General features: G+C 68.5%; 20 protein-coding genes. 8 read left to right on the forward strand and 12 right to left on the reverse strand.

Annotated features, from left to right (window positions below; all coding sequences use genetic code 11):
* Positions 1 to 10 precede the first annotated feature (10 nt).
* From ACWEOI_RS34505 to ACWEOI_RS34525, 5 genes are all read right to left on the reverse strand, one after another.
* On the reverse strand, positions 11 to 403 hold the full coding sequence (locus ACWEOI_RS34505; protein WP_357094963.1) for an SRPBCC family protein: 393 nt from the start codon (positions 401 to 403) through the stop codon (positions 11 to 13).
* Positions 404 to 465: 62 nt separating this feature from the next.
* Positions 466 to 1,620 (reverse strand): glycosyltransferase family 4 protein, encoded by a 1,155-nt coding sequence (locus tag ACWEOI_RS34510; RefSeq protein ID WP_452362287.1) that lies wholly within the window; start codon positions 1,618 to 1,620, stop codon positions 466 to 468.
* 35 nt (positions 1,621 to 1,655) lie between these two features.
* Entirely contained in the window at positions 1,656 to 2,660 is a 1,005-nt protein-coding gene (locus ACWEOI_RS34515; RefSeq protein ID WP_452362288.1) for a peptidase MA family metallohydrolase, read from the reverse strand.
* Positions 2,661 to 2,673: 13 nt separating this feature from the next.
* Positions 2,674 to 3,672 carry an NlpC/P60 family protein gene (locus tag ACWEOI_RS34520; protein WP_452362289.1) on the reverse strand — a complete coding sequence of 333 codons (999 nt, stop codon included), beginning with the start codon at positions 3,670 to 3,672 and terminating at the stop codon, positions 2,674 to 2,676.
* Positions 3,673 to 3,928: 256 nt separating this feature from the next.
* A complete protein-coding gene (locus ACWEOI_RS34525) occupies positions 3,929 to 4,552 on the reverse strand; it encodes a C40 family peptidase (RefSeq protein ID WP_452362290.1) in 624 nt (207 codons plus the stop codon).
* A gap of 573 nt (positions 4,553 to 5,125) precedes the next feature.
* Between ACWEOI_RS34525 and ACWEOI_RS34530 the strand changes: the two genes are divergently transcribed.
* Positions 5,126 to 6,853, forward strand: coding sequence for a DEDD exonuclease domain-containing protein (locus ACWEOI_RS34530; RefSeq protein WP_452362291.1), 1,728 nt, complete (start codon positions 5,126 to 5,128; stop codon positions 6,851 to 6,853).
* Between the two features lie 36 nt (positions 6,854 to 6,889).
* Complete coding sequence (locus tag ACWEOI_RS34535) at positions 6,890 to 7,489, forward strand: class I SAM-dependent methyltransferase (protein ID WP_452362292.1); 600 nt, start codon at positions 6,890 to 6,892, stop codon at positions 7,487 to 7,489.
* Positions 7,490 to 7,546: 57 nt separating this feature from the next.
* Here ACWEOI_RS34535 and qcrB read toward each other — a convergent pair whose 3' ends face one another.
* From qcrB to ctaE, 4 genes are all read right to left on the reverse strand, one after another.
* Complete coding sequence (gene qcrB / locus ACWEOI_RS34540) at positions 7,547 to 9,169, reverse strand: cytochrome bc1 complex cytochrome b subunit (RefSeq protein ID WP_433666823.1); 1,623 nt, start codon at positions 9,167 to 9,169, stop codon at positions 7,547 to 7,549.
* Entirely contained in the window at positions 9,166 to 10,314 is a 1,149-nt protein-coding gene (gene qcrA, locus ACWEOI_RS34545) for a cytochrome bc1 complex Rieske iron-sulfur subunit (protein ID WP_433666824.1), read from the reverse strand. The genes qcrB and qcrA overlap by 4 nt, the downstream gene beginning before the upstream one ends.
* A complete protein-coding gene (gene qcrC, locus ACWEOI_RS34550; protein WP_357094943.1) occupies positions 10,311 to 11,171 on the reverse strand; it encodes a cytochrome bc1 complex diheme cytochrome c subunit in 861 nt (286 codons plus the stop codon). Before qcrC ends, qcrA begins: the two co-directional genes overlap by 4 nt.
* Positions 11,172 to 11,271: 100 nt before the next feature.
* Positions 11,272 to 11,883: an aa3-type cytochrome oxidase subunit III gene (gene ctaE / locus ACWEOI_RS34555; RefSeq protein WP_357094941.1), complete on the reverse strand. Its 612-nt coding sequence runs from the start codon at positions 11,881 to 11,883 to the stop codon at positions 11,272 to 11,274.
* Positions 11,884 to 12,067: 184 nt separating this feature from the next.
* Between ctaE and ACWEOI_RS34560 the strand changes: the two genes are divergently transcribed.
* Positions 12,068 to 12,475, forward strand: coding sequence for a hypothetical protein (locus tag ACWEOI_RS34560; RefSeq protein WP_357094938.1), 408 nt, complete (start codon positions 12,068 to 12,070; stop codon positions 12,473 to 12,475).
* A 112-nt stretch (positions 12,476 to 12,587) separates the two neighbouring features.
* A complete protein-coding gene (gene trpD / locus ACWEOI_RS34565; protein WP_452362293.1) occupies positions 12,588 to 13,643 on the forward strand; it encodes an anthranilate phosphoribosyltransferase in 1,056 nt (351 codons plus the stop codon).
* On the opposite strand, the gene ACWEOI_RS34570 is transcribed toward trpD, so the two are convergent.
* Positions 13,640 to 14,179, reverse strand: a complete 540-nt coding sequence (locus ACWEOI_RS34570; protein WP_452362294.1) for a phosphoribosylanthranilate isomerase — start codon at positions 14,177 to 14,179, stop codon at positions 13,640 to 13,642. The two genes, trpD and ACWEOI_RS34570, sit on opposite strands and share 4 nt — an antisense overlap.
* 106 nt (positions 14,180 to 14,285) lie before the next feature.
* Here ACWEOI_RS34570 and ACWEOI_RS34575 point away from each other — a divergent pair, with 106 nt between their 5' ends.
* Positions 14,286 to 14,597 carry a hypothetical protein gene (locus tag ACWEOI_RS34575; RefSeq protein ID WP_452362295.1) on the forward strand — a complete coding sequence of 104 codons (312 nt, stop codon included), beginning with the start codon at positions 14,286 to 14,288 and terminating at the stop codon, positions 14,595 to 14,597.
* 9 nt (positions 14,598 to 14,606) lie between these two features.
* Here ACWEOI_RS34575 and ACWEOI_RS34580 read toward each other — a convergent pair whose 3' ends face one another.
* Together ACWEOI_RS34580 and ACWEOI_RS34585 are read right to left on the reverse strand one after the other, a co-directional pair.
* Positions 14,607 to 14,882 carry an Lrp/AsnC family transcriptional regulator gene (locus tag ACWEOI_RS34580; protein WP_213560441.1) on the reverse strand — a complete coding sequence of 92 codons (276 nt, stop codon included), beginning with the start codon at positions 14,880 to 14,882 and terminating at the stop codon, positions 14,607 to 14,609.
* Positions 14,879 to 15,337 (reverse strand): MarR family transcriptional regulator, encoded by a 459-nt coding sequence (locus ACWEOI_RS34585; RefSeq protein WP_433666828.1) that lies wholly within the window; start codon positions 15,335 to 15,337, stop codon positions 14,879 to 14,881. Before ACWEOI_RS34585 ends, ACWEOI_RS34580 begins: the two co-directional genes overlap by 4 nt.
* Positions 15,338 to 15,422: 85 nt before the next feature.
* On the opposite strand from ACWEOI_RS34585, the gene ACWEOI_RS34590 reads away from it, so the two are divergent.
* The 3 genes from ACWEOI_RS34590 to ACWEOI_RS34600 all read left to right on the forward strand — a co-directional run bounded on the left by ACWEOI_RS34590 (position 15,423) and on the right by ACWEOI_RS34600 (position 18,362).
* On the forward strand, positions 15,423 to 16,274 hold the full coding sequence (locus ACWEOI_RS34590) for an NAD(P)H-binding protein (protein ID WP_452362296.1): 852 nt from the start codon (positions 15,423 to 15,425) through the stop codon (positions 16,272 to 16,274).
* Between the two features lie 102 nt (positions 16,275 to 16,376).
* Entirely contained in the window at positions 16,377 to 16,556 is a 180-nt protein-coding gene (locus tag ACWEOI_RS34595) for a hypothetical protein (protein WP_452362297.1), read from the forward strand.
* Positions 16,557 to 17,072: 516 nt separating this feature from the next.
* Complete coding sequence (locus tag ACWEOI_RS34600; RefSeq protein ID WP_452362298.1) at positions 17,073 to 18,362, forward strand: ATP-binding protein; 1,290 nt, start codon at positions 17,073 to 17,075, stop codon at positions 18,360 to 18,362.
* The last annotated feature ends 81 nt before the right edge of the window (positions 18,363 to 18,443 follow it).

Raw genomic sequence — 18,443 nt, forward strand, 5'->3', positions numbered from 1 at the left:
CGCTTCCTTTCTAGTGAGCGGCCGCGGGCGCGACCCCGGCCTTGCGCCCCGCCTCCAGGCGGGCCTTGATCTCGAACGACATGACCTTGCCCGCGACCCGGCGGGTGCGGTTGAGCGCCAGCAGGTCACGCCCGGACATACCGGCGACGCCGCCGCGCGGTTCGGCGTGCATGAAGTAATGCATGAGGACGCCGTCCAGCATCGGCTCGAGCCAGAGTTCCATGGTGCCCTCGGCGCCCCCGCTGACGGTCCAGCGGATTCCCTTGTCGCCCCGATCTTCCCGCACGTCCAATTGCAGGTCCGGCCACCACTGACGCCACCGCCCGCGATCGGCCAAGATCTCGGCCACGGCCTCGCCCGGCGCGGCGATGAAAGTCATATCGGCAACCTGGATACTGCTCACGCGGGTGAGCCTATCGCAGGATGCGTCACCCCTCAGACCCCGCGCCGACCTGGACCGGCGGCTCAGCCCAGGTGACTGGGGCGCAGGTTCGGATCCAGCAGCTGCTGTAGTCGCTGACCCATGAGGTCCCAGCGCCACTGCTGCTGCACCCAGGCGCGGCCCGCCGCGCCCATGGCGGCCGCGGCGTCACGGTCGGAGAGGATGTCGACGATGGCGTCGGCGAGCGACTCCAGCTTGCGGCCGTTGACCACCCGGCCGGTCTCGCCCTCGCGCACGGTCTCGGGCGCACCGCCCGAATTGCCCGCGATCACCGGCACTCCCGTGGCCGAGGCCTCCAGGAACACGATGCCCAGGCCCTCGACGTCCAGGCCCGCGCCGCGGGTCCGGCAGGGCATGGCGAACACGTCGGCGATGGTGTGGTGGGCGGCCAGCTCCTGCGACGGCACCCGGCCGGTGAACACCACACTGTCGGAAACGCCCAGGGCCGCGACCAGTTCGCGCAGCTTCTGCTCATAGGGTCCGCCACCCGCGATCACCAGCACCGCGCCCTTGACCCGCTTGCGGATATCGGGCATGGCCGCGATCAGCGAATCCTGCCCCTTGCGCGGCACCAGCCGCGACAGGCACAGGATGGTCGGCCGGTCCCCCAGCCCGTAGCGCGCCCGCAATTCGGCGCGCGCGCCCGGATCCGGCTTGAACACCTCGGAGTCCACGGCGGGCGGCAGATACTCGAGCGCCGACTGCGCGCCGAACGCCGCCGCGAACCGCCGCCGCGTGTACTTGCTGACATAGGTGACGACATCGGTGTGATCGCCGATGACCCGCAACGCCTGCCGCGCGCCGGGCAGCATCGACCAGCCCACCTCGTGGCCGTGGGTGGACGCGAGAATCCGTTCGGCCCCGGCCTTGCGCAGCACCGGCGACATCAGCGCCAGCGGCGCGGCCGCCCCGAACCACACCCGATCGCACTGCTCGTCACGTAGAAGTTTCCTGGCGCGGCGCGCGACCAGCGGCGTCGGCAGCATCAACGTGGTGGGATGCCGCACCACCTGGAACGGCTGCTGCGCGTCGAACTTCCAGTGGCTGTCGCCCTTCCATCGCGGCGCGTACACCACCAGCTCGTCGGCGGGCAGCTGTTGGGCGAGCGCGTGCAGATACGACTGAATCCCGCCGGGTCGCGGCGGGAAATCATTGGTAACCAGCAGAGTTCGCCCCATGCCACAAACCTACTGCACCCGCGGACCAGGCGGCTTTACGCGCCCTCGGTCGTGCGGCTGGTGAGCCAGGCGCGCCAGCCGCCGACGAGGTCGGTGTAGGTGGTGCCGAGCGCGTCGCGCAGCACGGCCTCCACGGCGGCCCGGTCCTTCGGTCCGGAGGCCAGCTGCCGGTACAGGTCGACCAGGGCTTGATCGCCGTAGCGGTCGGCGATGAAAGCGCAGGCGGACCAGCCCTGTTCATACGCGAGCGAGGCCTTGCCGCTGGAAGGTTCGAACATCGCGTCGGCGGGGAGATCGGCGGGCAGGTCACCGGCGCGGGCGCGGGCTGTGAGGGTCGGGGCGATCTGGGTGACGGGGTGACGCATGCCGCGGTGCGCCGAATACTCGGCGAAACCCTCGAGCATCCACATCGGCGAACCGTCGACGGTCACCGCGCGGCTGGCCATGTGGGTGAGTTCGTGACGCAGCACCGAGCGCAGTCCGTCCGCGCCCAGGCGGCGTCCGGCGTCGGGCCCGAAAACCACGCGCTGCCCGGTCAATTGCGTGCCGGGCCGGTACGGGTCGGCGACGGTGGAGGCGGCGACCTCGGCGGGCACGTCACCGGTGGCGCGGGTCAGCGCCGCGAATTCCGAAGGGCTGGAGGCTACCACCACGACCGGCGCCCGATTCCAGTCCTGGCCCCACAGCGCGGAGACCGCCGCGGTGGATGCCGCGAGTTCGCTCGCCAGCACATCGAGGTCGGCGCGCTGGCCCGGATGGCCGAGCACGATGCCGGTCCGGCCCGATCCGGTCGGCACCGGTTCGGCGACCACCTTCCCGTAGGCGTCCATGGACCGCTTCACCAGCGGCACCTGCGGATCGGTGGCCTGGCTCGCGTCCTGGCCCGGCACCACCGCCCGCAGCGTCGGCAGCACCGAGTTCGGCAGCATGAGCAGCGCGCCGCACGCGCCGGTCAGGGCGCTGACCATGACCAGGGTGAGCACGAACTGGAACCGCCGTTTCGCCGACAGCCAGCCGCGGACCTGCCGCAGAGCGCTCATCGCCGCCTCTCGTTCAGTACCGACGAGCCGAATGGAACGGGGTCGAACCCAGCGGCGCGACCTGGACGGGAACGCCGAAAGTCGACGCGTGCAGCATCAACCCGTTGCCGGCGTAGATGCCCACATGCGAGATATCCGAGTAGAAGAAGACCACATCACCGGGCTGCAGGTCCTTCTCGTCGACCGGCGTGCCGTATCCGGCCTGCTGCTGCGAGGTGCGCGGCACGCTCTTGCCGACCTGATGGAAGGCCCACTGCACCAGGCCGGAGCAGTCGAACTGGTCCGGTCCGGTGGCACCCCAGACGTACGGATCGCCGACCCGGGTCAGGCCCGCGGCCAGCGCGCTGGTGCCCGAACCCGGGACCAGACCCTTGAGCAGGCTGTCGCGATCGAAGCCGGGCGGGAACATGGAGCCCGCGAGCGCGGACTTGTCACCGGCCGAGAGCTGGCCCCACGCGGCGATGACCTGGGCCATCGAGCCTTGCAGCGCAGCGCGTTTGGCCTCCAGGTCCATGCGGACCCGGTCGGCGGCGGCGCTGGCGGCGCGGGCGGAGTCGGCGGCGGCGCGGGCGCCGGATTCGGCGGCGGCGGCCGCGGTGGTGGCCTTCTGATACTGGGCCAGTTGATCATTGGTGCGCGCGCCCACCAGGTCCACGATGGACATCTGGTCGAGCAGCTGCTGCGGCGAATTGCTGACCAGTAGCGAGGTGATCCGGTTGGTGCGGCTGCCGAGCAGCGCGGAGGTCGCGGCGCGTTCGATGACCGGTTGGTAGCGGCGGATTTCGGCCTTGGCGGCGTCCAGCGTGGCGGCCGCGTCGGCGGCGCGCTGGTCGGCGGCGTCCGCAGTGGCGGACTTGGCGTCGAGATCGGCCTGGGCGTCGAGCGCCTGCTGATTCATCTGCTCGGACTGCCGGGAGAGGTCGATGAGCTTCTGCACCGCGTCGCCCGCGGAAGCCGGTGCGGCCACCGGATCGGCCCCGGCGAAGCCGTAGCCGCCGTAGGTGCCGACCATGAGGGCCCCGACCGTGAAGGCTCCTCCTACCAGTCGCCTGGTCCGCTCACTGTGTGTCCGCTGATGTCGCTGTTGCGCTGCCACCGCTGGTGTCGTCCCGTTCTCTTACCCCGAGCCGGTCAGAAGGTCTCGGTAAGATTACGAAACGGCGACCGCTTGTGTCCAGCAGGCCACGGAAGCATTACGGTCGCCGTTTCCCCCGCGGGTCGCCCGCCCGCGGTCGGCTGGGGGACGAATCCCCCGGTAGAGCAAGGGATCAGATGCGCGTGGCGCCCGAGAACGGCATCGACGAAATCGGGGCGACCTTGACGGGCTGACCGGAGGTCGACGCGTGCACGACATTGCCGTCGCCGATGTAGATGCCGGAGTGGCCGCCGCCGTAGAACGACACCACGTCGCCCGGCTCGAGGGCGTCGTAGGAGACCGGGCTGCCCGCACCGGCCTGCTCGTAGCTGGTGCGCGGCAGGTTGACGCCGGCCTGGGCGTAGGACCACTGGACCAGACCCGAGCAGTCGAAGGCGTTCGGGCCGGCGGCGCCGTACACGTAGGGGTCGCCGACGCGGCTCATGGCGGCGTCGACCGCGGCCTGACGGAAGCTGCGCTGCGGGCCGGGCGCCGGGACACCCGGGACCTGGATGCCGGGCAGAGCCGGGATGGTCACCGGCAGGGACTCGGGCAGGCCCGGGATCCCGGCGGGGAGCTGGATGGCGTCGGGCACGTCGATGACACCGACGGGGGTGTTGACCGGCTGAGCGGCCGCGGGCGTAGCGGGCAGCAGCAGCGCGCTCAGCGTGGCAGCGCCGACGGCGCCGGCCGCGGCGGCGCGACGCGCAGTGCGCTGCATGCCCCGGACCTGTCGCTTGACGGTGGTGGTCGCCATGGTGAGGTACTTCCAATCTGCCCCGCGACGCCGCACCCGGTGGTGCGTCGGACTCCGCGAGGTCTCAGGAAGATTACGAGGACATAACGGTGCTTTGTAAAGCCGAGGTGGCCGATGCCTGACTCAAAATTGTTGCGCACTCGCATTTCGGTGCGACAAACGTCACAGCAATCACGAAACGATAACAGCGGCCGTTTTTCTGAGAGCGTCCTGAGAGCTACCCGCCGGTAGCAAGCGCCCGTCCGAGGCCCCTCCGACCTTGGCAAATTCCGCATAACTCCAGGTCATCGCCATGGCCCGCGACCTGGGGGATTCCCGGACCGACACCCGGCGCGCCCGGGCGCGGGACACCGAGCCAGCACTCGCCACACGCGAATCCGGACCAACCGCCCTCCCCCACAAAATTGATCCATTTTGTGAATAACTGTGACCCTGGTCACAAACGCGCATATTCGCTCAATTCGGGGATTTCATCTCGAGAATCGTCATCGTATTTTCGAGCATTTCCCCAGGCCGCCTCGAAAGATCAACTTCGGGCGGAGTTGTCGGACCCTGCGCCTAGGCTTGCCCCTCGTGTCCGGACAGCTGGCCTTCGATGAGCTCGAAACCCCGCTCTATGACACAACGTTCGTGGTCGTGGACCTGGAGACCACCGGAACCAGCCCCGAGGGCGACTCGATCACCGAGATCGGCGCGGTCAAGGTGCGCGGCGGTGAGGTGCTCGGCGAGTTCGCGACCCTGGTCAATCCGGGCTGCGCCATCCCGCCACAGATCGTGCAGATCACCGGCATCACGACCGCCATGGTGATCGACGCGCCCCGGATCGAGCAGGTGCTGCCCGGGTTCCTGGAGTTCGCGCGCGGCGCGGTGCTGGTCGCCCACAACGCCCGTTTCGATCTGGGCTTCCTGAAGGCCGCCGCCGCGAAGTGCGAAGTGGCCTGGCCCGCCTTCCAACACGTGTGCACCGTCCAGCTGGCCCGCCGCGTGCTGCCCAAGGACGAGGCGCCCTCGGCCAAGCTCTGGTACCTGGCGCAGCTGCTCGGCGCGGAGACCCGGCCGACGCACCGCGCCCTCGACGACGCCAAGGCGACGGTGGACGTGCTGCACGCGCTCATCGCCCGGGTCGGCAATCAGGGCGTGCACAGTCTCACCGAGCTGCTCGACTATCTCCCCGAGGTGACCCGCCGCCAGCGCGCGAAACGCGTGATGGCCGCGGACCTTCCGGCGACCCCGGGCGTGTACCTGTTCCGCGGCCCCTCCGACGAAGTCCTCTATATAGGGACGGCGGTGAATCTGCGCCGCCGCGTCCGCAACTACTTCACCGGTTCCGACACCCGCCCCCGCATGCGCGAGATGGTGCAGCTGGCCACCCGCGTCGATCATGTCGAGTGCGCGCACGGCCTGGAGGCGGGCGTGCGCGAGCTGCGGCTGCTGATCGCCCACACCCCGCCCTACAACCGGCGCTCGAAGTTCCCGCAGCGCGCGTGGTGGCTGACCCTCACCGACGAGCCCTTCCCCCGCTTCGCCGTCTCGCGCACCCCCACCCGGGATGCGCTGGGCCCGTTCACCTCCCGCACCGACGCCCAGGAGATCGCGGCCACCCTCGCCGAGCAGTCGGGCCTGCGCACCTGCACCACCCGCATCCCGCGGACGGGCCGCCACGATTGCCAGCCCGCCATCGTCGGCGGTTGCCCCGCGGCCACCGAGAACAGCCCCCTATATATAGAGGAGTACGAACCGACCCCCGCCGCCATCCGCGCCCTGTTCACCGGCGTGGACGACGCACTGCTGCACGCCATCGCCGCGAGACTCGAAACCCTTTCCACCGCAGAACATTTCGAGGCCGCGGCCCGCCTCCGGGACCGCACCGTCGCGGTGGTCCGCGCCCTGCGCCGCACCCAGCGCCTCACCGCCCTGGCCGCCATCCCCGAGCTGATTGCCGCCCACCCCGACGGCGCCGGTGGCTGGCAGTTCGCGATCATCCGCCACGCCCGCCTGGCCGCCGCGGGCACAGCGGTCCGCGGCATCTCCCCTATGGCCGTGGTCGACCGCCTCGCGGCCGCCGCCGAAACCGTCCTCCCCCAACCGCTCCCGGACTCCGGCGACACCCCCGCCTTCCCCCCGCTGCGTGGCGCCCTCCCGGAGGAGGCGGGCCTGCTGGTCCGCTGGCTCGAACAGCCCGGCACCCGCATCGTCCGCACCACCGACGGCTACGGCGAACCCCGCCTCGGCGCGGGCCCCTGGCTCGACTGGGTCGACCGCGCCGAGGCCGCACGCTCGACCCTCGACGCATCGGACTGACGGGCCGCCGCACCCCATCGCTGCCAGAATGGCGTGATGTACGTGCCCGACGCCGAGCGCTGGAACCACAACATCGAGTACCACCCGCTGCTGGCCGACGCGGTCTCCGGCGCCGAGAACGTCCTGGATGTCGGGTGCGGGGAAGGCATGCTGGCCAGGCGAATCCGCCGATCGGGCGCGACGGTCACCGGCATCGACCCCGATCCCGCGAGCATCGCCCTGGCCCGCGAGCAGTCCCCCGACGACGACATCACCTACCTCGAGGCCGACTTCCTCGCCCACCCCTTCCCGCCGGAGTCCTTCGACGGCATCGTCTCCGTCGCCGCCCTGCACCACATAGACACCGTCGAGGCCCTCACCCGCATGCGGACCCTGCTCCGTCCCGGCGGCACCCTGGCCGTGATCGGCATGGCCCGCAGCACGTTTCCCGCCGATCTCCCCTGGGAGGCCGCCGCCCTCCTCACCAGCGTCAAGGACCGTCTCAACCGGGTCCAGTGGGCCCACCCCTCCCCCGTCGTCTGGCCTCCGCCCCAGACCTACCCGGAAACCCGCCGCACCGCAGCCGAACTCCTGCCCGGCGTCCGCTACCGCCGCCACGTCCTGTGGCGCTTCTCCCTGATCTGGACCAAGCCCTAGTAACGGGGAAGGCCCCGAGTCGAATTCGACTCGGGGCCTTCCCTGGTGACGATCCGATCAGTGATCGGTCTGCTTGCCGGAGGCGGCGTTCTGGGCCGCTTCCAGCACGGAGAGCATCTTGTGCTCTTCCTCGTGGGCGATGGCGACGTTCTCCGCCTGCTCCGACGCGGGGTCGGGACGCATGAACGAGCCGGTGCCGGGCTTGCCGGCGGAACCGAGCTTGGCCATCTTCTTGGGCACCGGGGCGCCCTGGTACTCCAGCGGGACCGGGTGGCCGTGCGAGTCGACCGGGCCGAGGGGCTGGTGGACCTCGATGTACTCACCGTGCGGCAGCCGCTTGATGACACCGGTCTCGATGCCGTGCTCGAGCACCGCGCGGTCGGACCGCTGCAGGCCGATGCAGAAGCGGTAGGCCACGAAGTACGCCAGCGGCGGGGCCAGCAGCAGCGCGATGCGGAAGAACCAGGTGGTGGCGTTCAGCGAGATGTCGAACTTCAGCGACAGGATGTCGTTGACACACGCCAGGGTCAGCACCATGTAGAACGCGATGGCCATGGCACCGATGGCGGTGCGGACCGGCACGTCGCGCGGACGCTGCAGCAGGTTGTGGCGAGCGGTGTCGCCGGTGAGGCGCTTCTCGATCCACGGGTAGGCGATCAGCACGGTGAACACCAGACCCATGATCAGGGCGACCCAGAACGGCGCCGGGACCGTGTAGCGGCCCAGGTACAGCTCCCACGGCGGCATGAGACGCGCCATGCCGTCGGTCCACATCATGTAGAAGTCCGGCTGCGAACCCGCGGAGACCTGAGACGGGTTGTAGGGACCCAGGTTCCAGATCGGGTTGATCTGGAAGACGCCACCCATGATCGCGACGATGCCGAGGGTGAGCGCGAAGAACGCGCCCTGGTCGGCGGCGAACACCGGGATGATGCGGGCGCCGACGACGTTCTTCTCGGTGCGGCCCGGTCCGGGGAACTGGGTGTGCTTCTGGTACCAGACCAGCGCGACGTGCGCGGCGATGAGCGCCAGGATGATGCCCGGCAGCAGCAGCACGTGCGCGATGTAGAGGCGCGGAATGATGATGGTGCCCGGGAAGTCGCCGGCGAAGATCAGCCAGTGCATCCAGGTGCCGATGACCGGCACGCCCATGGTGATACCACCGAAGGCGGCGCGCAGACCGGTGCCCGACAGCAGGTCGTCGGGGATCGAGTAGCCGAAGAAGCCCTCGAACATGGCCAGGATGAGCAGCAGCGAGCCGATCACCCAGTTGGCCTCACGCGGCTTGCGGAACGCGCCGGTGAAGAAGATGCGGAACAGGTGGATGATGATCGACGCCGCGAACAGCAGCGCCGCCCAGTGGTGCACCTGGCGCACGAACAGACCGCCGCGCACCTCGAAGGAGATGTTCAGCGCGGTCTCGTAGGCCCGCGACATGGTGACACCGCGCAGGGGCTGGTAGGCGCCCTGGTAGACGGTCTCGCTCATGGACGGGTCGAAGTACAGCGTCAGGTAGATACCCGACAGCAGCAGGATGATGAACGCATACAGCGCGATCTCACCGAGCAGGAACGACCAGTGGGTCGGGAAGACCTTGTTGATCGATCGCTTGGCGAACGCAGCCATGTGGTAGCGCTCGTCCATTTCGTTGGCCTGGACGGCCGCTTTGCTAGGGCTCATGAACGACGCTCCCAGAAGGCCGGGCCGAGCGGCTCGATGAAGTCGCCGGCGGCGACCAGGTAGCCATCGGCATTGACGGTGATCGGCAGCTGCGGCAACGCGCGGGCGGCGGGACCGAAGACCGGCTTACCCCACTCGGTCGCGGAGAACTGCGACTGGTGGCAGGGGCACAGGATCCGGTTGGTCTGCTGCTCGAACAGTGAGGTGGGGCAGCCGAGGTGAGTACAGATCTTCGAGTAGGCGAAGTAGTCGCCGTAGTTGAAGCTCTCCTGGCCCTTGCGCTTGATCGCGGTCTGGGCGTCGTGCGGGCGCAGACGGATCAGCATGACCGCGTTGCGGATTCCGCGCAGCGACTGCAGGGTCGCGTGCTCGTCTCCGCGCCAGGATTCCTTCCAGGGGAAGACGGTTTCCATGGCGCCGCCGTCGAGGTCCTCCGGCTTGACCAGGACGATGTCCTCGGGGCGGCCGGTGTCACGGCGCAGGAAGACGGTCTCGCCGGGGTAGTCCGGGGTCCAGCCCGAGACCCACAGCGGCGACTTGTCGCGCTTGGCCCACGGGTTCTTGATCATGCCGCCGACGAACAGGAACAGCGCGCCGACGCCGACCAGGCCCGCGCCCAGGCCCGCGGTGCGGGTGATGAGCTTGCGGCGGCCCAGGGTGGAGGTGTCGGCGGCGTCCTGCAGCTGCGCGACCAGGGTGCGCCGGTTGACCTCCGAGGACGGGCCGTCGTGGCGGTCCTGGATGGAGATCTCGGCGGGGATGAAGTGCTTGCGGATCAGCACGATCGCCACACCGACGGCCAGCACGGCGATGCCGAGGGTCAGGCCGTAGAGCGGGGTGGTGAGGGTGTACATCCCGTTGCCGTCCTGGTTGCGGCCCTTGTACTCCCAGGGCCAGAACAGGAAGACGCCGATCAGAGCGGCACCCGCGAGCGCGGAGATGCCGAACCACAGGGCCACGCGACGCTCGGCGCGCTTCTCGGCCCGGGTGCCCTCGACCGGCCAGCGGGGGGCGCGGTAGGCGACGTCGACGCCGTCGAGCTCGGTGCCGAGCTTGACCAGCTCGTCCCGCGACATGGCGTCGAGCTGCTCGTCGGTGGGTTCGGTGGGGTTGTCCCCCATGCTGTTTCGCTCCTGTTCACTCATGACCGGGAACCGATCCACATCGCGGAGCCGACCAGGGCCACGATGCCGACGACCCAGATCGCCAGGCCCTCGGTCGCGGGACCGAAGCCACCGAGGCCGTAGCCGCCCTCGGACTTGGTCTCCATGCGGTCCTTGATGTACGCGACGATGTCCTTCTTCTCGTCCGGCGTCAGCTGCCGGTCGGAGAACTTGGGCATGTTCTGCGGGCCGGTCAGCATGGCCAGGTAGATCTGCTGCTCGCTGGCTTCTTCCAGCGGGGGCGCGAACTTGCCGGAGGACAGCGCGCCGCCCTTGCCGGTGAAGTTGTGGCAGGAGGCGCAGTTCAGGCGGAACAGCTCGCCACCGCGGCCGAGGTCGCGGCCCTCGATGAGGGATTCCTGGGCGACCTCGCCGTTGGCGTCGCGCACGACGGTCGGGCCGCCGCCGTTGGCCTGGACGTAGGCGCTGATCGCGTCGGTCTGGTGCGCGTCGAACTTCGCCGGCTTGCGCACGATCTGCGCCTCGTTGCGGGCGGCGGGCATGCGGCCGGAGGAGACCTGGAAGTAGACCGCGGCCTCACCGACGCCGATCAGGCTGGGGCCGCGATCCGGGACACCCTGCAGGTTGACACCGTGGCAGGTGACGCAGGAGGTGTCGTAGATCTGCTTGCCCTCGCGGATCAGCGCGGACTGATCCTCGTGCGCGGTCGCCACCTGAGCCTGCGGGGTCAGGGCCGATGCCGCGAAGCCGGCTCCGACGAGGCCCATCAGGAGGACCAGCCCGCCGGCCAGCTTCCGGCGAATGCGGCGCTGCTTGCGGGTCTTGGTGGCCTGGCCGATCCCCTCGGGATCTGGCGCTGACGGGGGAGATGAACTCATCTGTGTCCCTTTGGAGTAGACGGAACCGACTTGTACAAGTTTGGGTTGCCGATGGCGGGCAGGCTCAGGGGGGTGGGTGCCGTGCTCGGCGTGTCCGTTGTTAGCGGACGAAGTAGATCGTCGCGAAGAGGCCGATCCAGACGATGTCGACGAAGTGCCAGTAGTACGACACGACGATCGCCGCGGTGGCCTGCGCCGGGGTGAACTTGCTGAGCTTGGTGCGCACCAGCAGGAAGATGAACGCGATGAGACCGCCGATGACGTGCAGACCGTGGAAGCCGGTGGTGATGTAGAACACCGAGCCGTACACCGAGCTGGAGATCGTGGTGCCCTCTTTGACGAGGTTGGTGTACTCGTAGCCCTGGCCGCCCACGAAGATCGCGCCCATGATGAAGGTGAGCAGGTACCAACGGCGCAGGCCGAACACGTCGCCCTTCTCCGCGGCGAAAACGCCCATCTGGCAGGTGAAGGAGGACAGCACCAGCACCGTGGTCACCGGCACGGCCAGCTTCAGGTTCAGCTCGGTCGGCTCCGGCGGCCAGACGCCGTGTGCCTGGGCACGAGCAACGAAGTACATGGCGAACAGGCCGGCGAAGAACATCAGCTCGCTCGACAGCCAGATGATGGTACCGACGCTGACCATGTTGGGCCGGTTCAGCGAATGCACACGCTGGGTAATGGCCGATCCTGGGGTCCCTACTGCGGTCGTCACGCCGGTAAGTATGACTTGTCGTAGTACGACAGGCGTAGGCGGGTACGAAACTTTGTCGTACGTGTCGGAAAGCCCAGGGCGAGCATGGCTCTCGCCGGGTCCCCGGCGTGTCCCCGCAGAGCCTAGATTGCGCAGGTAAGAGGAAGCTGAGGCCCCTTTTCGGGGCCCGCGAGAGGGAGTCGACGTGAAGTCGTGGTGGCGGCGGTGGCGAGGGCGCGGCGGCGCAACACAACTGGATCCGGCGCGCCCGGATCTGGTGGTGGTGGCATCGAGTTTCGATGACGCGGAGGCGTGCTCGGCGGCCCTCGGCAAGGCCTTGGACTGGACGGCGGATCAGCCGGTGGTGCTCAGGCACCATTTGCGCCTGCCCGCGGCCCAGGTGAATGCGGTGCAAGTCATTGCCGCGCAGGGCGGCTATGAAACCGCCTCGGTCTCCGCCGCGGACCCCGCGAAGCTGGTCTTGCAGCGCGTGCAGATCCTCGACGCCGTGCACTGCTCCCAGGAGCGTTCCCGGATGGCGGGCCTGGCCCAGCGTCACGACGGCGACGCTCTGGGCTGGGACGCCCTGCAACCCGCCGAACGGCCCCGATAGTCGGGGTTCGGGGGCGAAGCACCCGGAGAGTCCCGGGAGTCGGGTTCCCGGCACTAGGCTTGCCTCCGAACCACACTGGTGTCCGGGCATCCGGCAACGGGAAGAGAAGGCAATGAGCGCGCGCAGCTGGCGAGAAGTTCTCGGCATCCTCACCGACGGCAACGACCTGTCCTCGGACGAGGCCGCGTGGGCGATGAACGAGATCTTCACCGATAACGCCACCTCGGCGCAGATCGCCGCCTTCGGTGTGGCCCTGAAGATGAAGGGCCCGACCCCGTCGGAGTTGAACGGTCTGGCCGGGGGCATGCTCGCGCACGCGCGCCGGGTGCGCCACGACGGCGCGGCGGTGGACATCGTCGGCACCGGCGGCGACCGGTCGGGCAGCGTGAACATCTCCACCATGTCCTCGATCGTGGTGGCGGCCTCCGGGGTTCCGGTGATCAAGCACGGCAATCGCGCGGCCTCCTCCAAGAGCGGCGGCGCGGATGTGCTGGAGGCGCTGGGCGTGAAGATCGCCCTGGGCCCGGAGTCGGTCGAGGAGTGTGTGCGGCGGACCGGGATCGGTTTCTGTTTCGCGCCGGTGTTCCATCCGTCGCTGCGGTTCGCCTCGCAGGCGCGCGGCGAGATCGGGATTCCGACGGTCTTCAATATCCTGGGCCCGCTGACCAATCCGGCGCAGCCGGGCGCGGGCCTGATCGGCTGTGCGTTCCGGGAGCTGGTGCCGGTGATCGCGGGCGTGTTCGCCGAGCGCGGGGCCTCGGCCCTGGTGGTGCGCGGCAATGACGGCCTGGACGAGATCACCACCGCCGACACCTCCGACGTGTGGGTGGTGGCGGGCGGCAAGCTGCACGAAACCACCATCGACCCAACGACTCTCGGCATCGAGCGGGTGGATCCGTCGGCGTTGAAGGGCGGCGACGCGGTGATGAACGCGGCGATCGCGCGGGCGATGTTCGCCGGGGAGCCGGGTCCGGTGCGGGACGCGGTGCTGTTGAACTCGGCGGCCGCGCTGGTCGCGTTCGACCTGACCGCCGACGATGTGCACGCCGATCTGCACGGCAAGCTGGCCGAGGCCCTCAAGCGGGTGGCGGAGACGGTGGATTCGGGTGCGGCCACCGCGCTGCTGGAGCGCTGGGTGACCGTCTCCAACGAGCTCGGCGCGGACTAGCCGGCTTTCGTGGCCTCGATGAACCGGCGCATGGCATCGAAACTCTTGATGCCGGGCGCGGTTTCGAGGGAGCTGGACACGTCGACGCCGAAGGGCCGGTGGGTGGCGATGACCTCGGCGACATTGTCGGGGGTCAGCCCGCCCGCCAGCACCACCTGACCGGGGGCTTGCTCGAGCCAGTCGGGGAATGCGGCGAAGACGCCGGAGCCGTGGCTGGCGTCGTAGAAGAAGTACCGGCAGCTCTGGCCGGGTTCGGGCCGCTCGGCCGAGCAGTAGGCCAGGTTCGGCAGGTCGGTCCAGTGGTAGACCTGGATGATGTCGAAGTCGTCGATCACCTCGTCGACTTCGCTCTTGTCGAAGGCGACCACGAAGGATTCGATCCGGCCGCGCGCGTAGGCGGCGAGTTCGCGGGCCCGCGCGGGTTCGACGTACCGTTTGCTCTTGGTGGTGCCGACCACGCCGATGGCGGTGTAGCCGAGGTCGACGGCCCAGTCGATCTGTTCTTCGGTGGTCAGTCCGCAGACTTTCACGAACATGGGTTCCTGCCTTTCCCTGGGCGGATTGCTCAGAGTGTCCTGGGAGTTCGGGGCCCGCGGCGCCGCGTGGTCGTTCGGCCGCCCGCGGCGGCGTTACAGTTCGGCTATGCGATACGCGGTGGTGCTACCCGGCCTGGTGGTCGTGCTTCTGGGCCTCGGAGTCTCGGTGAGCGCCGCTCATCCCTCGGCTCGGGCCGAGTCCACCGATCCCGACGCGCTGTCGGTGGACGGCCGCAGCTACGGCGTGCCGTCCGATTGCGTGACCGTCCACCACTGGCCGCATCGACTCCATGTCGCCAATGCGACCGGGCGGCCGGCCAGCGTCTACCTGCTGCCGGGCTGCAAGGGCGGGGTCACGCACGTGATCGAACCGGGTCAGAGCGGCCGGGCGCTGGGCGCGTCGGTGCTGACCCGCTGATCCGGGCGGCTATTCGCCGATCGAGAATCCGGCTTCCACGTCCGCGCGCGAGTAGGACTTGAACGCGATGTGGGTGGCGGTGCGCAGCACGCCGGGCGTCTTGTTGATGTGCCCGGTGACGACGTCGGCGATCTCCTCGTGGTCACGGACCCGGACCTTGGCGATCAGGTCCACATCCCCCGCGCACGAATAGACCTCGGTCACCCCCTTGATGTCGGCCAGTTCCTGCGCGGTCTCCGGAATCCGATCCGGTTCGGCGGAGATCAACACGATCGCGGTAATCATGTGCCCAACTCTAGTGGTTCGCCGAGCAGGTCGGCGGCGGCGCGGTGGATCTTGGCGAGCGCGGACATCAGGTGTTCGCGTTCGTCGGCGGTGAGGTCGGCGGTGACCTTGTCCGACAGCGCCTTCCGACCGGCCTCGACGGGTTCGCGCAGTTCGCGGCCGTGATCGGTGAGCCAGAGCCGGACCAGCCGGTTGTCCTTGTCGTCCCGCCGGCGCGTGAGCAGTCCGGCCGCGGCCATCCGGGTGGCCATCTTGACCACGGTCGGCGTCGTGACGTTCAGCGCCGCGGCCATCTCCCCCGGCGTCCGCCCGTCCTGTTCCCACAGCGCGGCCAGCACATGGTTCTGCCCGAGATGCAGCCCGAGGCGCCGCATATCCCGATCAGCCAGGGCGCGCAGCACTTTCGAGGTGAGCCCGTGCAGATCGAGAAATTCGACTGAATCGCCGGCGGCCACGAAGCCTCCTTCACAGAGTGGCGTTGACGTTCGATCGTTAGCCGTCTAACGTTTTTCAATAGACGGCTAACGATCTGGAGAAGCCATGCTACTGCTGACCGGAGCGACCGGGAACATCGGCCGCGAACTCACCCGCATCCTCGATTCCCGCGACACCGATTTCCGCGCCCTGGTACGCGATCGGGCCCGTGCCTCGACCCTGCCCGCCCGCGCCGAGGCCGCGCTCGGCGATCTCGACGACCCCGCGAGCGTGGACCGTGCCATGTCCGGAGTCACCGCCCTGTTCCTCCTGGTCCCCGGCATCGGCCTCGACCACACCCGCACCCTGCTGCGCGCCGCCGAACGAGCGGACGTGCAGCGAATCGTCCTCATCTCCTCGGCCCACGTCCTGATCGACCCCCTGCCCGCCATGGGCACCTGGCACCGCGACCGCGAGAACCTGGTGCGCGACACCGGAATTCCCGCCACGATCCTGCGCCCCGGCGGCTACATGTCCAATGCCCTGGAGTGGATCCCCCATCTCCGCTCCGGCGACCCGATCCTGGACCCCTCGGGCCCCGGCCGTTTCGCCCCCATCGACCCGGCCGACATCGCGGAGGTCGCGGCCCGCTGCCTGACCGAGCCCGGCCACACCGGGCAGGCTTACCACCTCACCGGCCCGGACCCCCTGACCGCCGCCGAACAGGTCACGATCCTCGCCCGAATCCTGAACCGGGACATCAAGATTCGCGAGACGACGACACCCGAGGAGGCGATTGCCGCCCGATACCCCCACGGCGCTCCCCCGGCCCTGGCCGCCGCCATCCTCGAAGGCTTCGCACTACTGCGAGCAAATCGCGCCGACGCCCGGTCCGACACCGTCACCGAACTGCTCGGCCGCCCGCCACACACCTTCGCGGCATGGTGCGAGGCACACCGCGCCGCCTTCACCGACTGACGGACTCCCCGAATTCTCTTGCACCGGTCGCGGGATGCGAACCGCGACCGGTGTACTCGGAACCGCTACTTCCTGGCAGGCTCGATCGCTGATGTCGAGCGCATGGACGCGGTGCAGGTGCAGAAGAAGCTCGAGCTGTCTCCTGATGAGGACTTCATCCTCACGGTGTGGCAGTACCGGATGATGCAGCGCGACATCGCCGCATCGAAGGGCAAGCACCTGCCGTCCAAGCGCGAAATCCGCAATGCCTTCCGCGACGCCGCGGTTGCGGCGATCATGTAGCGCAGCGAGAAAGATTGGTCCCGCGCTATCGCTGAGGTTGTCAGCCAGATCCTGGTGGAGGGCGAGTCTCCGAATCTCGAGGCGCTCGAATCCGCTGGGCCAGAGATCTTCTCGGTCGTGACCCGAAGGTCACGAGCTCTGCTTCTGCTGATCGACTTGTATGGCTTCGAGCCATGGGTGGAGGGCAGGTGGGAGAAGGCTGTCCGCGCCGAGGCTCTCGTCGCAGCTCATGTCACGACTTCGAGCCCCGTCAGCTTCCGACAGCGCATTCCATCGAATCCGTCTGCATGGCCGCGCATTCCAGCCGAGGCGAACGAGCTGCTGCGCCCAATTGCGGTGGCGGGCACGACACCGGAAGCCATCCAAACCTGCCGTATCCACGAATCACAGTGGTGCAGGTGCGGAGACGATGTTCCGCAGATACGGAGGAATCCTGCGTGAAAACGCGGAAGAAATCAGTGTGTAAATGCGGAAAATATTACCCCGGAAAGCCGCCTTGTAGTGCATAGTAACGGCATGGATGTCCTGCTCACAGGAATCGCGCCTCGTCGGCTCTGCAACGTGCTTCAGGCTCGGGTCGCCGAGGAGCCCGTTGTCGTTCTCAATGGACCTCGCACTGTCGGCAAGAGCACCCTGTTGGCGCACCTCGCGGCCGCCACCAATCGGAAGGTCATCGACTGTGATGATCCAGCGACCCGGGCCGCGGTCCGCAACGACCCGGGGCGATTCGCCGGGGGAGACGACTTGGTGCTGATCGACGAGTATCAGCTTGTCCCGGAACTACTCGATGCGATCAAGGCCGAACTCAACCGCGACCTGCGGCCGGGACGGTACGTACTCGCAGGGTCCACTCGCTATTCAACGCTCCCCCAGGCCGGCCAGTCATTGACCGGCCGAGTCGACATCCTCGACGTCCTACCCTTGTCCCAGGGCGAAATCGCCGGCACACGAGAGGGTTTGATTCGCAGCCTCCTGGAGGGCGACCTGCCGGACTTCAGCGGCTTCACATCCGATACCAGCCGGGACGAGTACGCACGCCGGATCACCTCCGGCGGCATGCCGGTCGCCCTGCGCCGCCCGCCGGGACGATCACGAAACCGATGGTTCGCGAACTACCTCGAGCTCGTCCTCGAACGGGATGTGATCGAACTCAGCCGCGTTCGCCAACGAGAGATGCTGCCACGTCTGCTCGAGCAGCTCGCCGCCCGCACCGCGCAGGTGCTCAACATCTCCACGGCAGCACAGAACATCGGCATGGAGAAGTCCAGCGCCGAGAACTATGTCCGGCTGCTCGAAGCCGTCTTCCTCGTCCACCGACTGCCAGCCTGGGGAACCACCCTTGGCTCACGGATTGCCCGCCAGCCGAAGCTGCATGTCGTCGATTCCGGCGTCGCGGCCTGGCTGCTCGGCCTGACACCGGGCAAGATCGCCGCGGCAGATCCAGCAGTCCTCACCCAATACGGCCATCTCACCGAAACCTTCGCGGTCGGAGAGATTCTCAAACAACTCAGCTGGTGGGATGCCCCGGTCACGGTCGGCCACTTCCGCACCGGTACCGGTGATGAAGTCGACCTCGTGGTGGAGGCGGACGACGGCTGCGTGATCGCGTTCGAGTTCAAGGCCGGAACCCGAATCCACGGCGAAGATCTCCGCGGCATCCGCGCGCTCCGAACCAAACTCGGCAACCGCCTGACGACCTCGATCATCCTCTACACCGGCCCACACGCCTACCGCCATGAGGAAGGCAGCCTGGTGCTCCCGCTCGATAGTCTGTGGACCGCGTCGAGTGGACACGGAGCCCCCTGAAACTCCTTGCGCCAGTGGCGGGATTCGAACCCGCGACTTCTGCCATCACACCGGCTGGACCACCCCACGTCCTGCGCGCCA

It is taken from the genome of Nocardia sp. NPDC004340 (assembly GCF_053602575.1).